Genomic DNA, 15,803 nt, shown 5'->3' on the forward strand with positions numbered 1-15,803 from the left:
GGAGACTGAGGTTTGAGACGAGCAAGAGACTTGGCGGACATCATCGGCGGCGTCGCCCTGATAGGCGGCGGCGCGTGGTTCGTGCTGCATTCCACCGGCTATAACATGGGCACGCTGCGCCGCATGGGGCCCGGCTACTTCCCGGTCATCATCGGCTCCCTGGTCTGCCTGTTCGGCATCCTCGTTATGGTGCCTGCCATGTTCCGCCAGGGCACACTGCCGGTGCCGGACTGGCGGCCCTTCGTGGCCATCTGCCTCTCCGTCCTTGTCTTCGCGCTGGTGGTGGAGAGGCTGGGCCTGGTGCCGGCCACGGTCTGCCTGACCTTCGTCGCCGCGCTGGCTGAGCGGGTGAAGCCGCTGCAGGTCGTGCTGCTGGCGGCCGGGCTCTGCGTCATCGGCGTCGTCGTCTTCTCAAAGGGGCTCGGTATTCCGATCCCCGCCTTCCGCTGGAACTTCTTCTGATGGAGATGTTCGCCAACCTGGCGCTGGGCTTCCAGGAAGCCTTCGCCTACCAGAACCTGCTTTACTGTTTCATCGGCGTCTTCCTTGGCACCTTCATCGGCGTGCTGCCGGGCATCGGGCCGCTGGCGACCATCTCGATGCTGCTGCCGCTGACCTTCCACGTGCCGCCGACGGCGGCGCTGGTCATGCTGGCCGGCATCTACTACGGCGCGCAGTACGGCGGCTCCACCGCCTCCATCCTGATGAACCTGCCGGGAACGCCGGCCGCCGCCGTGGTCTGCCTGGATGGCTACCCGATGGCCAAGAAGGGCCGGGCCGGCGTCGCGCTGTTCATGACGACGATCGCCTCCTTCGTCGGCAGCACCATCGGCATCATCGTCCTCACCGCCTTCTCCCCGGCGCTGGCCGGTGTCGCGCTGGCCTTCGGCCCGGCGGATTATTTCTCCATGATGCTGCTGGGCCTGGTGGCCGCTGCCGCGTTGGCGCAAGGGTCGCCTGCCAAGGGCATCGCGATGGTGCTGGTCGGGCTGGCGCTCGGCGTCGTCGGCACGGATGTGCAGACGGGCGCGCAGCGCTTCACCTTCGGCATCCCGCAACTGGCGGACGGCTTCAACCTCGTCGCGCTCGCCATGGGGCTGTTCGGCGTCTCGGAAGTCATCACCAGCATCCAGCGCATGCGCACCGTCAACAAGCAGAAGCAGGAGAAGATCACTCTCCGCTCCATGGTGCCGAACAAGGACGACGTCCGGCAATCCTGGCCGGCCATGCTGCGCGGCAGCGGCGTCGGCTCCTTCTTCGGCACGCTGCCGGGCGCCGGCACCACCATCGCCGCCTTCATCGCCTATGCGGTGGAAAAGCGCATCGCCCGCAAGCCGGAACGCTTCGGCCACGGCGCCGTGGAAGGCATCAGCGCGCCGGAAGCCGCCAGCAACGCGTCCGCCCAGACCGCCTTCATCCCCACGTTGACACTGGGCATCCCGGGCGACGCGGTGATGGCGCTGATGCTGGGCGCGATGATCATCCAGGGCATCCAGCCCGGGCCGTCCCTGGTGACGGAGCATCCGCAACTGTTCTGGGGGCTGATCGCCAGCTTCTGGATCGGCAACGTGCTGCTGGTCATCCTGAACATCCCGCTGATCGGCATGTGGGTGCGGATGCTGCGCATCCCGTACAGCATCCTGTATCCGTCGATCCTGCTGTTCATTTGCATCGGCGTGTTCAGCGTCAACAACAGCGCCTTCGACGTGCTGCTGGTGATGGGCTTCGGCGTGTTCGGCTATGCCATGACGCTGCTGAAGTTCGAGCCCGCGCCGCTGGTGCTGGGCTTCATCCTCGGCCCGCTGATGGAAGAGCATCTGCGCCGGGCGATGCTGCTCTCTCGCGGCGATGCGATGATCTTCCTACAGCGGCCGATCAGCGCCGGGTTCCTGACCGTGACGACGCTGCTGCTGGCCTGGTCGCTGTTCTCGGCCATCCGCATGCAGCGCAAGGCGCGGCGGGAGCTGGCGGCGGCGGAGTAACGCTGGCCCATACCCCGCCCCGGCCACGCCGGGGCGGGTCCTCCGGCGGCTCAGGCCGCCGCAAGCGCCTCGATCCGCGCCAGTCCGCCGACCTTGGGGGCGAGGCTGGCCCAGACGGGGCGGGCGCCCTGGCGCCACGCCTCCAGGTCCTGCGGCACGATGTGGTGGCCGCCGGCGGCGAGGGCGATGCGGACGGCATCGGCCTCGGACGCCACGACCAATTGGTCAAAATACAGCGCGGCCTCTGCCACCACCTCGGACAACACCGCCTGCTGCTCCGGCTTCAACGTCCGCCAGAAGACCGGGGAGAAATAGACGGCGCCAGCCGCCCAGATATGCCCGGTCTCGATCAGGTAGGGCACCACCTCGTTCAGCTTGAAGCCGACATACGGGCCCTTGGTCAGGTCCATCATGTCCACCACGCCGCTCTTCAGCGCGTTGTAGGTGTCGGTGATGGGAATGGGCGTCGGGTTGGCGCCATAGGCACGCCATAGCTCGGTATGCAGCGGGCTCTGGATAGCGCGGATGCGCTTGCCGGACAGTTGTGTGGGCAGGGTAATCGGCTCCTTCGCCAGCAGTTGGCGGGCGCCGTAGTTGATGTAAGCGGGGACGACGAAGCCCTGCCGGGCGAACTTGCCGCGGAACTCCTCGCCCAGTGGGCCGTCCAGCACCCGGCGCACATGCGCGCCGTCCCGGAACACGAAGGGCGCGTCGAGGATCTGCGCTTCCGGCAGCCAGGTGGAGAGGATGGACATGGTGGCGATGCCGCCCTGCACGGAGCCCAGGCGCACGCCTTCCGCCACCTCCTTCTCGCCGCCCAGCGCCGCGTTCTGCACGATGCGGATGTCGAACTGGCCGGGCAGGCGGGCGTTCACCTGTTCACGGATGCGCAGCCAGATCCGCGTCTCCGGCGCATCGGGGCCGAAGAGGGATGCCACGGTCACCACCCGCCCCGCCGCCCGCGCGGTGCGTGCGTGGGACAAAGCCGGGGCAAGGGCAAGCAGGCCGAGGCCAAGGCGGCGGCGATCCAGCAGAAGCATGGCGAAGTCCTTGTCGCGTTGGGGCCAGGGGCGATTCACAGGAGGGGCCAGAGCACGGCGCCGGTGGCCAGTAGCGCCGTGGCCGCAATCAACGCCAGCAGCAGCGGGTTGCAGGCGCGGAAGACGGAATCGGCGCTGACGCCGGTCAGTCCGGCGGAGACGAAGACCAGCATGCCGACCGGCGGCGTCAGCCCGCCGATCATCAGGTTGATGACCAGGATGACGCCGTAATGCACCGGGTCGATCCCCATGGCGGCGGCAACAGGAATCAACAGCGGGCCAAACAACAGAATGCCGGCGCCGGTATCCAGCGCCATGCCCGCCAGCAGCAGGAGAAGGTTGGAGATCAGCATGAACATGACCGGGTTGCTGCCGAACCCCGCCAGCCATTGCGTCGCCCAATCCCCCACCTGGTCCACCGCCAGCAGGAAGGTGAAGGGGGCGGAGGCGGCGATCAGCAGACCGATGGCGGCCGTCTCCACAGCCGCGTCCTCCAGCACCCGCAGGATGCCGCGGGGAGTGATGGAGCGCATGGCGCAGCACACCACCAGCGCGTAGAGCGCCGCGACGGCTGCGGCTTCCGTCGTCGTGACGACGCCGAAGCGGATGCCCAGCACGACGACGCAGGCGAGGCCGAGGGCCGGCAGCGCATCCCGCAGCGCCAGCAGCCGCTGCTTGCCCGTTGCGCGGGCCGAGGGCGTCGCGGCGTCCCGCGCCGTCAGGTGCAGGGCGATGGCGAGGGCGGCGGCCAGCACCAGTCCAGCGAAGAACCCGCACACCATCAGGCTGCCGACGGAGAGGTTGGTGACCGCCGTGGCCAGCATCAGGAACGCGATGGAGGGCGGGATGATATTGTCCAGCAGCGAGGTGGCGGCGACGATGGCGGCGGCCTGCGGCGGCGAGTAGCCGCGCGCCATCAGCGCCGGCACCATGACCTTGGCGCCGAAGGCCGCATTGGCGATGGAGGAGCCGGAGGCGCCGGAGAAGAACACGCTGGTCAGTAGCGTCGTCTGCGCGATGCCGCCGCGCCAGTGCCCCACCAGCGCCGCCGCCAACCGCACGAACTGATGCGCCAGCCCACCGGCCGTCAGGAAGCCACCGGCCAGCAGGAAGAACGGGATAGCCAGCAGCAGGAAGCCGCTGACGCCGGAGACGGCGTTCTGCACGATGGCGGGCTCCGGGAGCAGGCTGCCGAAGGGAATGGCCAGGGAGGCGCCGAGGATCAACGCATGCGCGGTCGGCGCCCCGATCGCCAGCGCCGCCAACGCCACCAGGCTGGCAACGAGCGACGGTGCGCCCACCGGCTCCGCCAGCAGCAGGCTGGCGGCGGTGTAGCTGGCGATGCCGGTCGCCACGGCCAGCAGGGCATGGCGGGCGCCGCGTTGTGCGGTGGCCTGCACCGCCGCCGCCACCGCCGTCATGCCGCCGGCGAACAGCATGAAGGCGTAGCGCACCCATTCCGGCAGGCCGAGCGAGGGGGAGGTGCCGCCGATCAACGCGATGGCCGCCATGCTGCCGAAGGCCAGCACCAGCCCGGCATGCACCACCACCGCATCCGCCAGCAGGTCCGCCACCCGGCGGGCGGCGGGCGGCAGGCGGCCGGTCAGGCTGTCCAGCTTCATCGCCAGGGCGCTGCCGGAGACCAGCGGCGCCCCCAGTGCGATCAGCGCGACGTGCAGCCAGATCGCCAGTTCATCCGCGCCGAGGAACGACGTGGCGAAGAGGTAGCGCGCCACCACGGAGACCAGCACCAGGGCCAGCAGCGCCGCCAGCAACAGCCCGGCCACGCGCCGCAGCAACCGGACGGCGCCCTGCACCAGGGCACCGGCCGGTGTTTCAGGCAAGGAAGCCATGCCCCCGGCTAACGCATCGGGGAGAAGGCGGTGGGCCGCAGGATGCGGCTATGCATCCGCGTGACGCAGTGGGAGGTCTTGGCGCGGAAGGCCAGCCAGGCGGGGTCGGCCTCCATGGCGGCGCGGCGGCGCTCCCGCTCGCCCAGGTTCTCATAGCGCCAGATATGGACCACCTCGTTGATCACGCCGACATCGGTGGTGAACCAGCCGACGAGGTCGCCCAGATGGCCGACCTGGATGGCCATGCCCTCGGCCACATAGGTCTCCAGGTAGAATGTGAGCAGTTCCGGCTTCACCGTGTAGCTGCGCTCGTCGAGGATCATCGGGGTCTCCTGGCCTGCTCCGCGCCCGGGTCCGGCCTGACGGGGGCGGACGGGGTTTGCAGATGTAGCGGCAGGCGGGCGCCAGCGCACGATGCGCCAGGCACAGGGCGGCCAATCGGCTGGGCTTATGCGGTGCAGGGGCCGGCAGGCCGTGGCTGCGTACCTGCCCCCGCTTCGCCCGCCCGGATCGCCAGGTCCGCCGCCCACGGCCGGACCATCCATCCGGCCGAAGCGACACGTTCTCGCCACATCCATGCTCTGAGGTGCGCTGGGGCGGGGGCCGCCATCGGAGGCCCGTCACCCAGCGTCAGCGGGAGCAAGCAGGATGGTCGAACAGGATAAGGCCAGCGCCATCGCGGCCGCCAACCAGCGGGAGGTGGAGCGTGCGGCGAAGTCCGGCCGGAAGGCCAGCCGCCGCCAGCGGGTGGGTGAAGCGCTGGACACCGTGAACGACGTATCGACCTTCGCGGAGATCCTGTGGACGGTCGGCCGCGGCATCGGTGCCGTCGGGCGCATCGTCATGAAGCTCGCCCGCTTCGACCACTAGGACATTTCGACCACTGGGGCATAATGCGTTCAGGAAACGCGCTCTATGCCTCTGTCTAGTAAGGCGATTCAGGCTTTCGGTTATGCTACCGCAAGCCACCACGCTCCAGGGCGCCGCCTCCGCAGTCTGGAGCAGGGCTCAGGTCTGCGTGCCGCCGTTCACCTGCACCATCTGGCCGTTGATGAAGGCGCCGGCGTCGGACACCATCGTCCGCACCACGGCGGCGATTTCCATCGGCGTGCCCAGCCGGCCGGTGGGGATGCGGGCGATCGTCGCCTGCCGCCGCCGCGTCGCCTCCGTATCCGCCGTGCCGTCTTCGTCCTGCGCGGTGGGGCCCGGGGAGACGGCGTTGACGGTGATGCCCTGCGCGGCGAATTCCTTGGCCAGCGATTTCGTCAGCCCCCAGACAGCATGCTTGGCCACCGAGACCGCCGCATGCCCCGCATGGCCCTGGATGGCGTTCATCCCGGTGACATTGACGATCCGCCCCCAGCCCTGCGCCAGCATGCCGGGCAGGCAGGCCTGGGTCAGCCAGATCGCCGCCTCCATGTCCACCGCCAGCACGCGGCGCCAGGTTTCCTCCGCGATGTCCAGGAAGGGGCCGTGCGGGCGGATCGCCGCGTTGTTCACCAGCGCGTCCACCCGGCCCGACATCCCCATCGCTTCCCGCGCGAGACGCGTGGCGTCCTCCCGATTGCCGACATCGCCCATGACGACGAGGGCCGACGCCCCCAGCGCCTGGGCCTGCCGCGCCACGGCCTCGCACGCCGCCCGGTCCGAGGCGCCGTTGATGACGACGTCGAAGCCATCCTCAGCCAGACCCAGTGCCACGGCCCGGCCGATATTGCGGCCGGAACCGGTGATGAGGGCCACCCTGCGCTGCTGTGCCATGTCCTGCCTGCCTTTCTGGTTGTCGTCTGGTCGTCGTGGAAGCGGCCCGTTGCCGACTAAGGCTGGCCCGGGGCTTCGTGCGGCCGCAGCGTCTCCAGCATCCAGCGCGCCAGGGCGGTGGTGCGGGCATCCATATGCGGCTGGCCGATCAGCTGGATGCCCATGGGCAGGCCATGCACGCTGGCCAGCGGCACCGTCACCGCCGGCGCGCCAAGCGCCGAAGTCGCCGCGTTGAAGGCGATGTCGCCGGTCGGGCGCGGGTTGAGAGGCTGGCCGGGGATGTCGCCGGCCCAGGCCGGTGCCGGGCCGGGGGAGGCCGGGGCAATCAGCGCATCGGCCAATGGGGCCAGGGCGGCCAGGTGGCGGCGCGCTTCCTCCCGCTGCAGCAGGCGGCGGCGGTAGCCGTCCAGGTTCATCGCCTCGCCCGTCGCGTGGCGGCGCTTCATCCGCTCGCTGACGCCGTTGGGCGATTGTGCCAGTAGGCTGCGCATGGTGCTGAGGTTCTCGAAGGCGCAGATCTCGTTGGTCATCGCCCTGGCATCGGCGATGCTGCGTTCGAACGCCTCGATCCACGGATGCTGGTTGCGGTGCAGGATCTCCACCCCGGCGACGCGCAGTTGGTCCAGGATCGCCTCGAACGCATCGCGGGATGCCGTATCCAACAAAGCCCAGCCTTCGGATTCCATCACGATCAGCCGCGCAGGGCGCTCCGCCGCCGGGGGTGCCGCCGGCCCGAACAGACCAGGCGCGCCGGGATCGCCGCCGACGCGCCGCGCGATCTCGATCGCCACCTGCCACATATCCTGCACCGCGTTGGCGTGCACGCCGGCGGTGGCCTGGGACAGGCCCTGCCGCTCACCCCGGTTGATGGCGCCCTGGGTCGGCTTCAGCGCGACATTGCCGCAATAGCTGGCCGGGCGGATGATGGAGCCGCCGACCTGCGTGCCGATGGCTGCCGGCACCATGCCCGCCCCCACCGCGGCGGCGGAGCCGGAGGATGAGCCGCCCGGCGTATGGCCCGGATGGTAGGGGTTGGTGGTCGGCCCGGGCTCGGACATGCCCAGCTCCGTCGTCACCGTCTTGCCGAGGATGATGGCGCCCGCAGCGCGCAGCGCCTGCACCAGCGCGGCATCGTGCTTGGGAAAGTGGCCGCGATAGGCGGCGCAGCCCATCTGCGTCGGCATGTCCTGCGTCGCGATCAGATCCTTGATGCCGATGGGCATGCCGTCGATGGCGGAGAGTGGCTGGCCGGCCCGCCAGCGCTGGGTGCTGGCATCGGCCGCCGCCCGCGCGCCGGCCTCGTTCAGCACGACCCAGGCCTGTACCACCGCCTCACGCTCCCCGATCGTGGCGAGGCAGCGCTCCAGGTAGGCGCGCGGCGTATCGGCGCAGGACTGGAAGGCGGGCACGGCATCGTGGAAGGTCAAAGGCGGGCGCTGGCGCACATCATACGCCGTGCTGTGACGGTCGTTCATGGATCGATTTCCTCGCGGCTGCGTCTCAGCGGTATTGCGGCTCGGCGGGCTGCCGGGCAGCCGTCCTGCCGCCGGCCGGATGGGCGGCCAGCCGCGCCAGGTCCGGCAACGGCCGGGCGAACTCCGGCAGGCTGCGGAACAGTTGCTCCAGCGCCTGCGCCGCCGCCAGGGTGAAGCCATCGGCGCCACGCGGCCCCACGACCTGCAGGCCGAAGGGCATGCCGTACTCATCCAGGCCGCAGGGAATGCAGATGGCGGGGTGCCCGGTGATGGAGATGCCGTAGGTGATGCCGGACGTATCGAAATACCCGGTGAGGGGAATGCCCTCCATCTCGGTCGGGTAGGGTTGGGTCTTGGGGAAAGGCGTCAGTGCCTGGCAGGGCAGCAGCAGCAGGTCATGCCGGGTGAAGAACTCCTGGAAGGCGCGGTAGATCCGCGTCTGCTCGGCCTGTGCCTCGGCCAGATCCGCCAGGCTGTAGCGCAGCCCTTCCTCGTAATTGCCGCGGGTATTGGCACCGAGCAATTGCGGGTCCTGCTCGTAGTACTTCCGGAAGCCGGTGATGAAATTGGTGCAGCGGATGACGCGGTAGGCGCGCTCGACGCCCGCCATGTCGGGGTCTTCCGGCTCCATCCGAGCACAGATGCGGGCCAGCACCGCCGTCCGGGCGGCGAAGACGCGGCGGATGCTGGGGGCTATCGGGGCGAAGCCCAGGTCGGTGGAGATGGCGACGCGCAGGGAGGACAGGTCCACCGGGTGCGGCCGGGCCAATGCCTCCGGGCCCTCGGCACGGGGATGCGCCATCGGGTCCCGACTGTCGGCGCTGGCCATGGCGGAAAGCAGCAGGGCGGTATCGGCGACGTCCCGCCCCATCGGCCCCTGTACGGAGAGCACGGACCAGCCCTGCCGCCGGCGTTCCGATGCCACCAACCCTGGCGTCGGCCGGAAGCCGACCACGCCGGACCAGGAGGCCGGCTTGCGCAACGACCCGCCGGTGTCGGAACCGGTGCAGAGCGGCAGCATGGACGCCGCCAGCGCCACGGCGGACCCGCCGCTGGAGCCGGCGCAGGACAAGGCGGAATCGAACGCATTGCCCGTGGCGCCATACACGTCGTTCAGCGTGTTGCCGCCGGTGCCGAATTCCGGCGTGTTGGTCTTGGCGACGATGATGGCGCCGGCCTGGCGCAAGGCGGCGACCACCCGCTCGTCATTCTGTGGCACGTGGTCGCGGAACATGGGGGAGCCGTAGGTGGTGCGCAGCCCCGCCGTGTCGTTGAGATCCTTGATGCCGACGGGCAGGCCGTGCAGCGGGCCCAGCGAATCGCCGCGCATCACCTGTGCCTCGGCGGCGCGGGCCGCCTCTAGCCCGCCCTCGAAATCCGTGGCAACGATGGCGTTCAGGGCCGGGTTCACCGCCTCGATCCGCGCGATGCAGTCGCGCAGCAATTCCACCGGCGAAACCTGCCGCGTGCCGATCAGGCGCCGCAGCTCCACAGCCGTCAGGTCGCACAGTGAGGTCATGCCGTATCCATCCCGGTATCGTTGCTTGCGCGGCAGGTTGTGCCGCGGATGATCGAAACTCGTTGTCAGGGCGCCCGCCGCAGCGCCATGGCCAGCGTGGCCTGGTTGGCCTGCGGCGTATAGACGAGGTCCCGCGACGTGGCCCAGGTGGAGACCCAGAACACCAGGGGAATGATTGCCCGGTCGGCCATCACGGCCGCCATGGTGTCCTGCAGGATCGCGCGCCGCTTATCCTCATCCACCGTCACCAGCGCCTGGCGGATCGCGGCGTCGACCTGCGGGTTGGAATAGCGGCCGCGATTGGAACCGCCATAGGCGCCGCCCCGCGTGTACGCGATGCCGACGAGAGTGCCCGAGGCCTCCCCCGTACCGGCGCCCCAGCTGTGCAGCATCTGGGAGAGTTCGTTGCGCGCCGTGCGGCCGCTATAGACGGTGTGCGGCATCGTCTCGACCGTCGTGCGGATGCCGATGCGGCCCCACATCTGCGCGATGACCTGCACGGTGCGCGTGGCATTCACGATGCGGTCGTTGCTGGTGTGCAGCACCACGCGAAAGCCATCGGGATAGCCGGCCTCGGCCAGCAGGCGGCGGGCACCCTCCGGGTTGGTGACTTCTGGCCTGATGGCTGGGTTGTAGCCGAAGAAGCGTTCTGGCACGAGCTGGTCGGCGCGCACGGCCTCGCCCTCGTTCACACGTTCGACGATGGCATCGCGGTCGATGGCCATGGAGAGCGCCTGGCGCACACGCAGGTCGCGCATCGGGTTGCGGGGCAGCGGGTTGCCGGAATTGTCCGAGATATTGCCCGCGATCGGGACCTCGTTATGCACATCGACCGAGAGGAAGGTCATGCGGTTGGTGACGCCGGACCACAGCCTGACATTCACCTGCTGGCGCAACCGGGCGCTATCCGTGGTCGGCACCTCGGCGATGACGTCGACGTCGCCTGCCAGCAGCGCGGCGACGCGTGCGGGCCCCACGGGGGTAATGCGGAACGTCACCTTGTTCCACGGCTCCACGCCGTTCCAATAGGCCTCGTTGCGGGTGTAGACCATGCGGTCGCCTGGTACGTGCTCGGCCAGCCGGTAAGGGCCGGTGCCGATCGTGGCCCGCCCGCTCTGGTAATCCGCCGTGCTAGCGTTCGTGCCATGCTGGCGGGAGATGATGGCGATGACGCTGACATCGATCGGCAGCAACGGCGACGGGCCATCCGTATGCAGGCGGATGGTGTACGGGTCGACGATGGTCCAGCCCTTGATCTGCTTGGTGAAGGTGCCGAAGGAGCTGGGGCTGTTCGGCACGTCCGGCGCGCGCTCGAGCGAGAAGGCGACGTCATCGGCGGTGAAGGGCGTGCCGTCGTGGAAGGCCACGCCACGCCGCAGGCGAAATTCCCAGGTGACATCATCCAGCAGCACCCAGGATTCCGCGAGGCCGGGCCCGATTTGCTGGTTGGCATCCTGCGTGGTCAGCGAGTCGAAGACATGCCGCGCCTGCGCGTTGTTGATGCCGTTATTGTGGAAATGCGGATCGAGCGAAGTCGGCGGTGCCGCCAGCGCGATGCGCAGATCGGCGGCCAGCACGGGGTTGGCCGGAAGCAGCAAAGCCAAGGTTCCGGCGGCAAGGCGGTTCACGAAGGTCATCGCGGACTCCTCTGGTTCCAGCTCAGTCGGTCGTCACCTCACGGGTCAGCCGATGCGGGGGCGGTGGCCTCCGATCCTTCCAGCACGCGCAGCAGGGTGGCGTTGAAGGCCGGCGCGGCCTCGTAGCTCACCCAGTGCCCGGCACCGGGAACAATGTGGAAATCGGCGCCGGGCTGGACGCCCCGCAGCGCCGCGCGGCGTTCGGCGATATGGCCGCGTGCGATATTGTCCTCGCCGCCCCAGATGCCAGCCAGCGGCGCGCGCACATGGGGCAGGGCGCGCAGCAACGTGTCGGTGATGCTGATGGCGGGGCTGCGCACGCGCCCGGCCTCTGCGTTCCTTTCCTGCAGGGACAGGGCCACGGGGTCGATCCGCGCGGCATCGGCGAACATGATGGTGCCCAGGGCCTGCCGGTGGACTTGCAGGCGTGCCTCCCGCGTCTCCGCGCGCCGCCAGGAGCCCATCGGCGCGAGTTCCGCCCGCTTCAGGCCGAAGCCGTTCGAGCCGACGATGACGAAGCGCCGCAGCCGCGTGCCGAGCCGCGCCGCGACATGCCCGCCCACCACGCCGCCGAAGGAGAAGCCCGCCAGTTCCAGCGGCGTATCCCCGGGCAGCAGCCGTTCCAACCCCGCTGCCACGATCCCGGCGATGCTTTCGGCGCTGTGCGGTTCCGGCGGCGTGGCCGAGCCGCCAAGGCCAGGCAGATCGGCGGCGATGACGCGCCGGTGCCGCGACAGCGGCAGCACGTTGCGCAGCCAGTGGGACCAGGAGCCGTAGCCGCCATGCAGCAGCACCAGCGGCACGCCCTCCCCCCAACTGCGCCAGACCATCTGGCCATTCCCGCACGGCGTGAAGTCCAGCACGGCCCGCGCTTCCACCCGCGCCAGGATGGCTTCCGGCGTGGCGCCCAGCGCGGCGAGGTCAGGCGGAATGGGGGCAAGGGGCTGCGTCATGGCATCAGCGCCCGGTGAAGACCGGCATGCGCTTCTCCATGAAGGCGCGGCGCCCCTCGGTGTAATCGGCGCTGTCGAAGCAGGTGGCGACGTGGGCGCGCATCATCGCGCCGTCCTGCAGGCTTTCAGGCTTCATCAACTCGTTGACGATAGCCTTGGAGGCCCGCAACGAGAGCGGTGCCTTTTCCGCCAGAGTCATTGCGTAGTCACGCACCACGCCCTCCAGCGCCGCTGGCGGCGCGAGGCGGGAGACGAGGCCGATTCGCAGCGCTTCCGCCGCATCCAGCCGGCGGGCGGAGAACAGGATGTCCTTGGCGGCGGCGGGGCCGACCAGGTTGACCAGCCGGCGCAGGCTGTCCGACGAATACGCGGCGCCGAGATTGGCGGCCGGGACGCCGAAGCGCGCATCCTCCGCCGCGAAGCGCAGGTCGGCCGACATGGCGATGCCCAGCCCGCCACCCAAGCAGTAGCCGCGGATCATGGCGATCACCGGCTTTTGCAGCGTGTTCAGCCGCTGGCGCGCGCTATCCGAAAGGGCAGCGTAGCGGGACGCCGTCTCGGCATCGGCCCGCTGTGCGGCGAACTGCGAGATATCGGCGCCGGAGACGAAGGCGCGATCCCCCGCGCCCTGCATCACGATGACACGGATGGCGTCGTCGGCCTCGAAATCCTCCAGGATCTCTGCCATCGCGCTCCACATTTCCAGCGACATGGCGTTGCGCTTGGCCGGGTTGCTGAAGGTCATCCAGCCGATCGGGCCGGTCTTCTCGGCCAGCATCTGTCCTGTCATATCCTGTGTCTCCTCCATCCCTGCCGGCTCAGATCACCTGCCGCGCGCGCAGGCCGTCGATGGCGGCGCCGTCGTAACCCAGGGATTCCAGCAGGGCGTCACTGTGCTCGCCGCGCTCCGGCGTCGGCATCCGCAGCGCCGCCGGCTGGGGTGCGGCGGACAGGGTGATGGGCTGCCCCACCACGCCCAGCGTGCCGAGCGTGCCGTGCTCCACCGTTTTTGCGATGCCAAGATGCTGCACTTGCGGGTCGGCGAAGACCTGATCGATGGTGTTGATCGGCCCGCAGGGCACGCCGGCGCGGGTCATGGCTTCCACCAGCTCGGCGCTGGTGCGCGTGCTGGTGTATTCGGCGATGGTGGCGTTCAGGGCGGCGCGGTTGCGGCGGCGTGAACCGCTGGTCGTGTAGTCCGGATGGGTCAGCATGTCCGGCCGGCCGATCGCCTCGCAGAAGCGGCGGTACAGCCGGTCCCCGGCGGCGGCGATGTTCACGTGGCCGTCGCTGGTGGGGAACACACCGGTCGGCGTGCTGGTCGGGTGGTCGTTGCCAGCCTGGCCGGGAACTTCGCCGTCGATCAGCCAGCGGCTGACCTGGAAGTCCAGCATGGCGATCTGCGCCTCCAGCAAGGAGGTGTGCACCCATTGCCCTTCCCCGGTATGCTCCCGGTCCAGCAGCGCGATCAGCACGCCCTGGGCGAGGAAATGGCCGGAGCAGAGATCGGCGATGGGAATGCCGACACGCGTCGGCCCCTGTCCCGGCTGGCCGGTGACGGACATCAGCCCGCCCATGCCCTGGGCGATCTGGTCCACGCCGGGGCGTGTGGCGTAGGGGCCATCCTGGCCAAACCCGGCGATGCTGCCATAGACGATGCGAGGATTGACGCGGCGCACCGCCTCGTAATCCACCTCCAGCCGGTACTTCACGTCCGAGCGGTAATTCTCCAGCACCACGTCGGCGGTCTCGACCAGCTTGAAGAAGATCGCGCGCCCCTCGGGCGACTTCAGGTTCAGCGTCAGGCTGCGCTTGTTGCGGTGCAGGTTCTGGAAGTCGGAGCCATGCCGCATGCCAATGAGGCTGCCGCCGGCCTCGTCATCCAGCGACGCGGGGGGCTCGATCTTGATGACGTCGGCGCCCCAGTCGGCCAACTGGCGGGCAGTGGTGGGACCGGCGCGGTGCGAAGTCAGGTCCAGCACGCGGAAGCGGGAGAGCGGCAGGCGCGGCATGGTGATGGTCCCCTCCGACGATCGGCCCGGCCGGCGGGATCAATGCATCCCCGTTCGGCGGCGTCACCGGAACGCTAGGACGACCCTGGCGGCGCGATCAACGGCCAGGAGCGGCGTCATTCCGCCCAGCGGAATATGCGGTCAGCCGGCGGGCCGGGGGCCCGGCAGGTGGCCGTTCAACCGGGAAAGCTCCATCGCCCGCTGTATCAGCAACTGGGCAAAGCGGCCCTCGTCGGCGGCCGAGAAGCGCGACTGCGGCAAGGTGATGCAGAGATCGCCGATAATGGCGCGGCCGGCGCCGAACACCGGTGCGGCCATGCCCACGGCGCCATGCGTCTGCTCGCCGCGCGTCAGGGCGTAGCCGCGGGCCCGGATCTCGGCCAGGCGCTGCATCAGCACCGCCTCGTCCGGCGGGGTATGGCCATCGACAGGCGAACGCTCCCCACGGCCCAGCACACGCTCCACCTCCGGCGGGGTCAGCCACGCCAGCAGGCACAGGCCCGTGGCGCCCCAGAGCAGGGAGCGCGCCTGGTGCATACGGACCGTATAGGGCATCGGCAGCGGCGAGGACGTCTTGTCGATGAACATCATCGTCAGCGTCTGCGGCAGCAGCATGCCGAACATGCAGGTTTCGGTCGTCCGCCGCGTCACTTCCTGGATAACCGGTCGTGCCAGGCGCAGGACGCCGGACTTGCGGGCGGCCAGCGCGCCGATGCGGCTGAACTCGTTGCTGACGCGGTAGCGCCGGGCGCTGGTGCGGTCGATCAACCCCGCCGCCACCAGCTGGTCCAGCAACCGGTGCAACGTGCTGGGCGCCAGCCCGACCTGTTCCGACAGGTCCTTGATCGACACGCTGGCCCCGCCTTCGGCGAAGGCCCGCAGCACAGCCACGACGCGGGAGACGACGCTGATGCCGGCACCGCCTTCCTCGGCGTCGCCGTCTCGGCCTGGGGCTCTCGGCCGCTGCGAAGGGGGTGCCGCCATCGCCTTCCATCTCCCGGCATGCCGCCGCGGGCAGGGGCCCGGGCACACCGCCCATGTCACGGGACGGACCGGGCGGCGGATGTGGGGAGTAGAGCGCGGGGCGCCGCCCATGACAATGATGACGGTTGCGCAACGCTCCACAGGTCCACCACGTCACGGGTGCAGGGATGCCCCCTTGGTGGCCTTGTCCAAGTCCTTCCTGGGGCCGCGCAGCGCCAGTCCGACAAGGTCCGGCGCCTCGGCCGGCTCCAGCAGGAAGGCGGCGCGGTTGGCGGCATCATGGCCGGTGGAGAACATGGCGCGGACATAGACCGCGCGGCTGAGGCCACGCTCGATGCCCTGCCGCCACGCCCGCTGCAGCGTCCCGGCCCCGGCGGCGAAGATCAGCATCGGCTGGCCCAGCAGCCGGGCGTGCTGGCGGCCAGCGGCGTCCTCATAGGGCTCGCCCATGGCTTCGGGGGCGCCGCCGGCGATGCCGGTGGCCAGGAAGGCCGTGACGTTCAGCTTCTGCCAGACCGCCAGATCATCCAGCACCAGGATGGCCACCTTCGTGTCGAACACCATCTCGCTCTTGCCTTCCTTGCAAA

At 69.7% G+C, this 15,803-nt stretch carries 15 protein-coding genes; 3 read left to right on the forward strand and 12 right to left on the reverse strand.

What is annotated here, in order from left to right; translation table 11 throughout:
* The first annotated feature begins 30 nt into the window (after positions 1 to 30).
* Positions 31 to 462: a tripartite tricarboxylate transporter TctB family protein gene (locus IBL26_RS05975; RefSeq protein ID WP_241749074.1), complete on the forward strand. Its 432-nt coding sequence runs from the start codon at positions 31 to 33 to the stop codon at positions 460 to 462.
* Positions 462 to 1,982 carry a tripartite tricarboxylate transporter permease gene (locus tag IBL26_RS05980; RefSeq protein ID WP_187783556.1) on the forward strand — a complete coding sequence of 507 codons (1,521 nt, stop codon included), beginning with the start codon at positions 462 to 464 and terminating at the stop codon, positions 1,980 to 1,982. The genes IBL26_RS05975 and IBL26_RS05980 overlap by 1 nt, the downstream gene beginning before the upstream one ends.
* Before the next feature lie 50 nt (positions 1,983 to 2,032).
* Here the strand turns inward: IBL26_RS05980 and IBL26_RS05985 are convergent, their stop codons facing one another.
* From IBL26_RS05985 to IBL26_RS05995, 3 genes are read right to left on the reverse strand one after another with little or no spacing between them, the layout of a single operon-like run.
* Positions 2,033 to 3,022, reverse strand: coding sequence for a TRAP transporter substrate-binding protein (locus IBL26_RS05985; RefSeq protein ID WP_187783557.1), 990 nt, complete (start codon positions 3,020 to 3,022; stop codon positions 2,033 to 2,035).
* A 35-nt stretch (positions 3,023 to 3,057) separates the two neighbouring features.
* Positions 3,058 to 4,866 (reverse strand): TRAP transporter large permease, encoded by a 1,809-nt coding sequence (locus IBL26_RS05990; RefSeq protein WP_206684151.1) that lies wholly within the window; start codon positions 4,864 to 4,866, stop codon positions 3,058 to 3,060.
* A 17-nt stretch (positions 4,867 to 4,883) separates the two neighbouring features.
* The gene (locus tag IBL26_RS05995; RefSeq protein WP_187783559.1) at positions 4,884 to 5,198 is read right to left on the reverse strand and encodes an NIPSNAP family protein; all 315 of its coding nucleotides are present in this window, start codon (positions 5,196 to 5,198) and stop codon (positions 4,884 to 4,886) included.
* 325 nt (positions 5,199 to 5,523) lie between these two features.
* Between IBL26_RS05995 and IBL26_RS06000 the strand changes: the two genes are divergently transcribed.
* Complete coding sequence (locus IBL26_RS06000; protein WP_187783560.1) at positions 5,524 to 5,745, forward strand: hypothetical protein; 222 nt, start codon at positions 5,524 to 5,526, stop codon at positions 5,743 to 5,745.
* Positions 5,746 to 5,883: 138 nt separating this feature from the next.
* On the opposite strand, the gene IBL26_RS06005 is transcribed toward IBL26_RS06000, so the two are convergent.
* The 9 genes from IBL26_RS06005 to IBL26_RS06045 form a co-directional block, all read right to left on the reverse strand.
* Positions 5,884 to 6,636 carry an SDR family NAD(P)-dependent oxidoreductase gene (locus IBL26_RS06005; RefSeq protein ID WP_187783561.1) on the reverse strand — a complete coding sequence of 251 codons (753 nt, stop codon included), beginning with the start codon at positions 6,634 to 6,636 and terminating at the stop codon, positions 5,884 to 5,886.
* Between the two features lie 56 nt (positions 6,637 to 6,692).
* A complete protein-coding gene (locus IBL26_RS06010; RefSeq protein ID WP_187783562.1) occupies positions 6,693 to 8,111 on the reverse strand; it encodes an amidase in 1,419 nt (472 codons plus the stop codon).
* Positions 8,112 to 8,136: 25 nt separating this feature from the next.
* Positions 8,137 to 9,630 carry an amidase gene (locus IBL26_RS06015; RefSeq protein WP_187783563.1) on the reverse strand — a complete coding sequence of 498 codons (1,494 nt, stop codon included), beginning with the start codon at positions 9,628 to 9,630 and terminating at the stop codon, positions 8,137 to 8,139.
* A gap of 65 nt (positions 9,631 to 9,695) precedes the next feature.
* Positions 9,696 to 11,267, reverse strand: coding sequence for an ABC transporter substrate-binding protein (locus IBL26_RS06020; protein ID WP_187783564.1), 1,572 nt, complete (start codon positions 11,265 to 11,267; stop codon positions 9,696 to 9,698).
* 38 nt (positions 11,268 to 11,305) lie between these two features.
* Positions 11,306 to 12,220, reverse strand: a complete 915-nt coding sequence (locus IBL26_RS06025; protein ID WP_187783565.1) for an alpha/beta fold hydrolase — start codon at positions 12,218 to 12,220, stop codon at positions 11,306 to 11,308.
* 4 nt (positions 12,221 to 12,224) lie between these two features.
* Complete coding sequence (locus tag IBL26_RS06030; RefSeq protein ID WP_187783566.1) at positions 12,225 to 13,028, reverse strand: enoyl-CoA hydratase; 804 nt, start codon at positions 13,026 to 13,028, stop codon at positions 12,225 to 12,227.
* A gap of 10 nt (positions 13,029 to 13,038) precedes the next feature.
* Entirely contained in the window at positions 13,039 to 14,232 is a 1,194-nt protein-coding gene (locus IBL26_RS06035) for a CaiB/BaiF CoA transferase family protein (RefSeq protein ID WP_187783567.1), read from the reverse strand.
* 141 nt (positions 14,233 to 14,373) lie between these two features.
* Entirely contained in the window at positions 14,374 to 15,216 is an 843-nt protein-coding gene (locus IBL26_RS06040; RefSeq protein ID WP_187783568.1) for an IclR family transcriptional regulator, read from the reverse strand.
* 153 nt (positions 15,217 to 15,369) lie between these two features.
* Complete coding sequence (locus tag IBL26_RS06045) at positions 15,370 to 15,780, reverse strand: DUF2000 family protein (RefSeq protein WP_187783569.1); 411 nt, start codon at positions 15,778 to 15,780, stop codon at positions 15,370 to 15,372.
* Between the last annotated feature and the right edge of the window lie 23 nt (positions 15,781 to 15,803).

The sequence above is a fragment of the Teichococcus aerophilus genome (genome assembly GCF_014490485.1).
In the GTDB taxonomy this organism is placed as follows: domain Bacteria; phylum Pseudomonadota; class Alphaproteobacteria; order Acetobacterales; family Acetobacteraceae; genus Pseudoroseomonas; species Pseudoroseomonas aerophila.

Coding starts and splice junctions, on each gene's coding strand:
- IBL26_RS06005 (WP_187783561.1), bottom strand. CDS start 6,636: ATGGCACAGCAGCGCAGGGTGGCCCTCATCACCGGTTCCGGCCGCAAT.
- IBL26_RS05985 (WP_187783557.1), bottom strand. CDS start 3,022: ATGCTTCTGCTGGATCGCCGCCGCCTTGGCCTCGGCCTGCTTGCCCTT.
- IBL26_RS06030 (WP_187783566.1), bottom strand. CDS start 13,028: ATGGAGGAGACACAGGATATGACAGGACAGATGCTGGCCGAGAAGACC.
- IBL26_RS06035 (WP_187783567.1), bottom strand. CDS start 14,232: ATGCCGCGCCTGCCGCTCTCCCGCTTCCGCGTGCTGGACCTGACTTCG.
- IBL26_RS06040 (WP_187783568.1), bottom strand. CDS start 15,216: ATGGCGGCACCCCCTTCGCAGCGGCCGAGAGCCCCAGGCCGAGACGGC.
- IBL26_RS05980 (WP_187783556.1), top strand. CDS start 462: ATGGAGATGTTCGCCAACCTGGCGCTGGGCTTCCAGGAAGCCTTCGCC.
- IBL26_RS06025 (WP_187783565.1), bottom strand. CDS start 12,220: ATGACGCAGCCCCTTGCCCCCATTCCGCCTGACCTCGCCGCGCTGGGC.
- IBL26_RS06000 (WP_187783560.1), top strand. CDS start 5,524: ATGGTCGAACAGGATAAGGCCAGCGCCATCGCGGCCGCCAACCAGCGG.
- IBL26_RS06010 (WP_187783562.1), bottom strand. CDS start 8,111: ATGAACGACCGTCACAGCACGGCGTATGATGTGCGCCAGCGCCCGCCT.
- IBL26_RS06020 (WP_187783564.1), bottom strand. CDS start 11,267: ATGACCTTCGTGAACCGCCTTGCCGCCGGAACCTTGGCTTTGCTGCTT.
- IBL26_RS05995 (WP_187783559.1), bottom strand. CDS start 5,198: ATGATCCTCGACGAGCGCAGCTACACGGTGAAGCCGGAACTGCTCACA.
- IBL26_RS06045 (WP_187783569.1), bottom strand. CDS start 15,780: ATGGTGTTCGACACGAAGGTGGCCATCCTGGTGCTGGATGATCTGGCG.
- IBL26_RS06015 (WP_187783563.1), bottom strand. CDS start 9,630: ATGACCTCACTGTGCGACCTGACGGCTGTGGAGCTGCGGCGCCTGATC.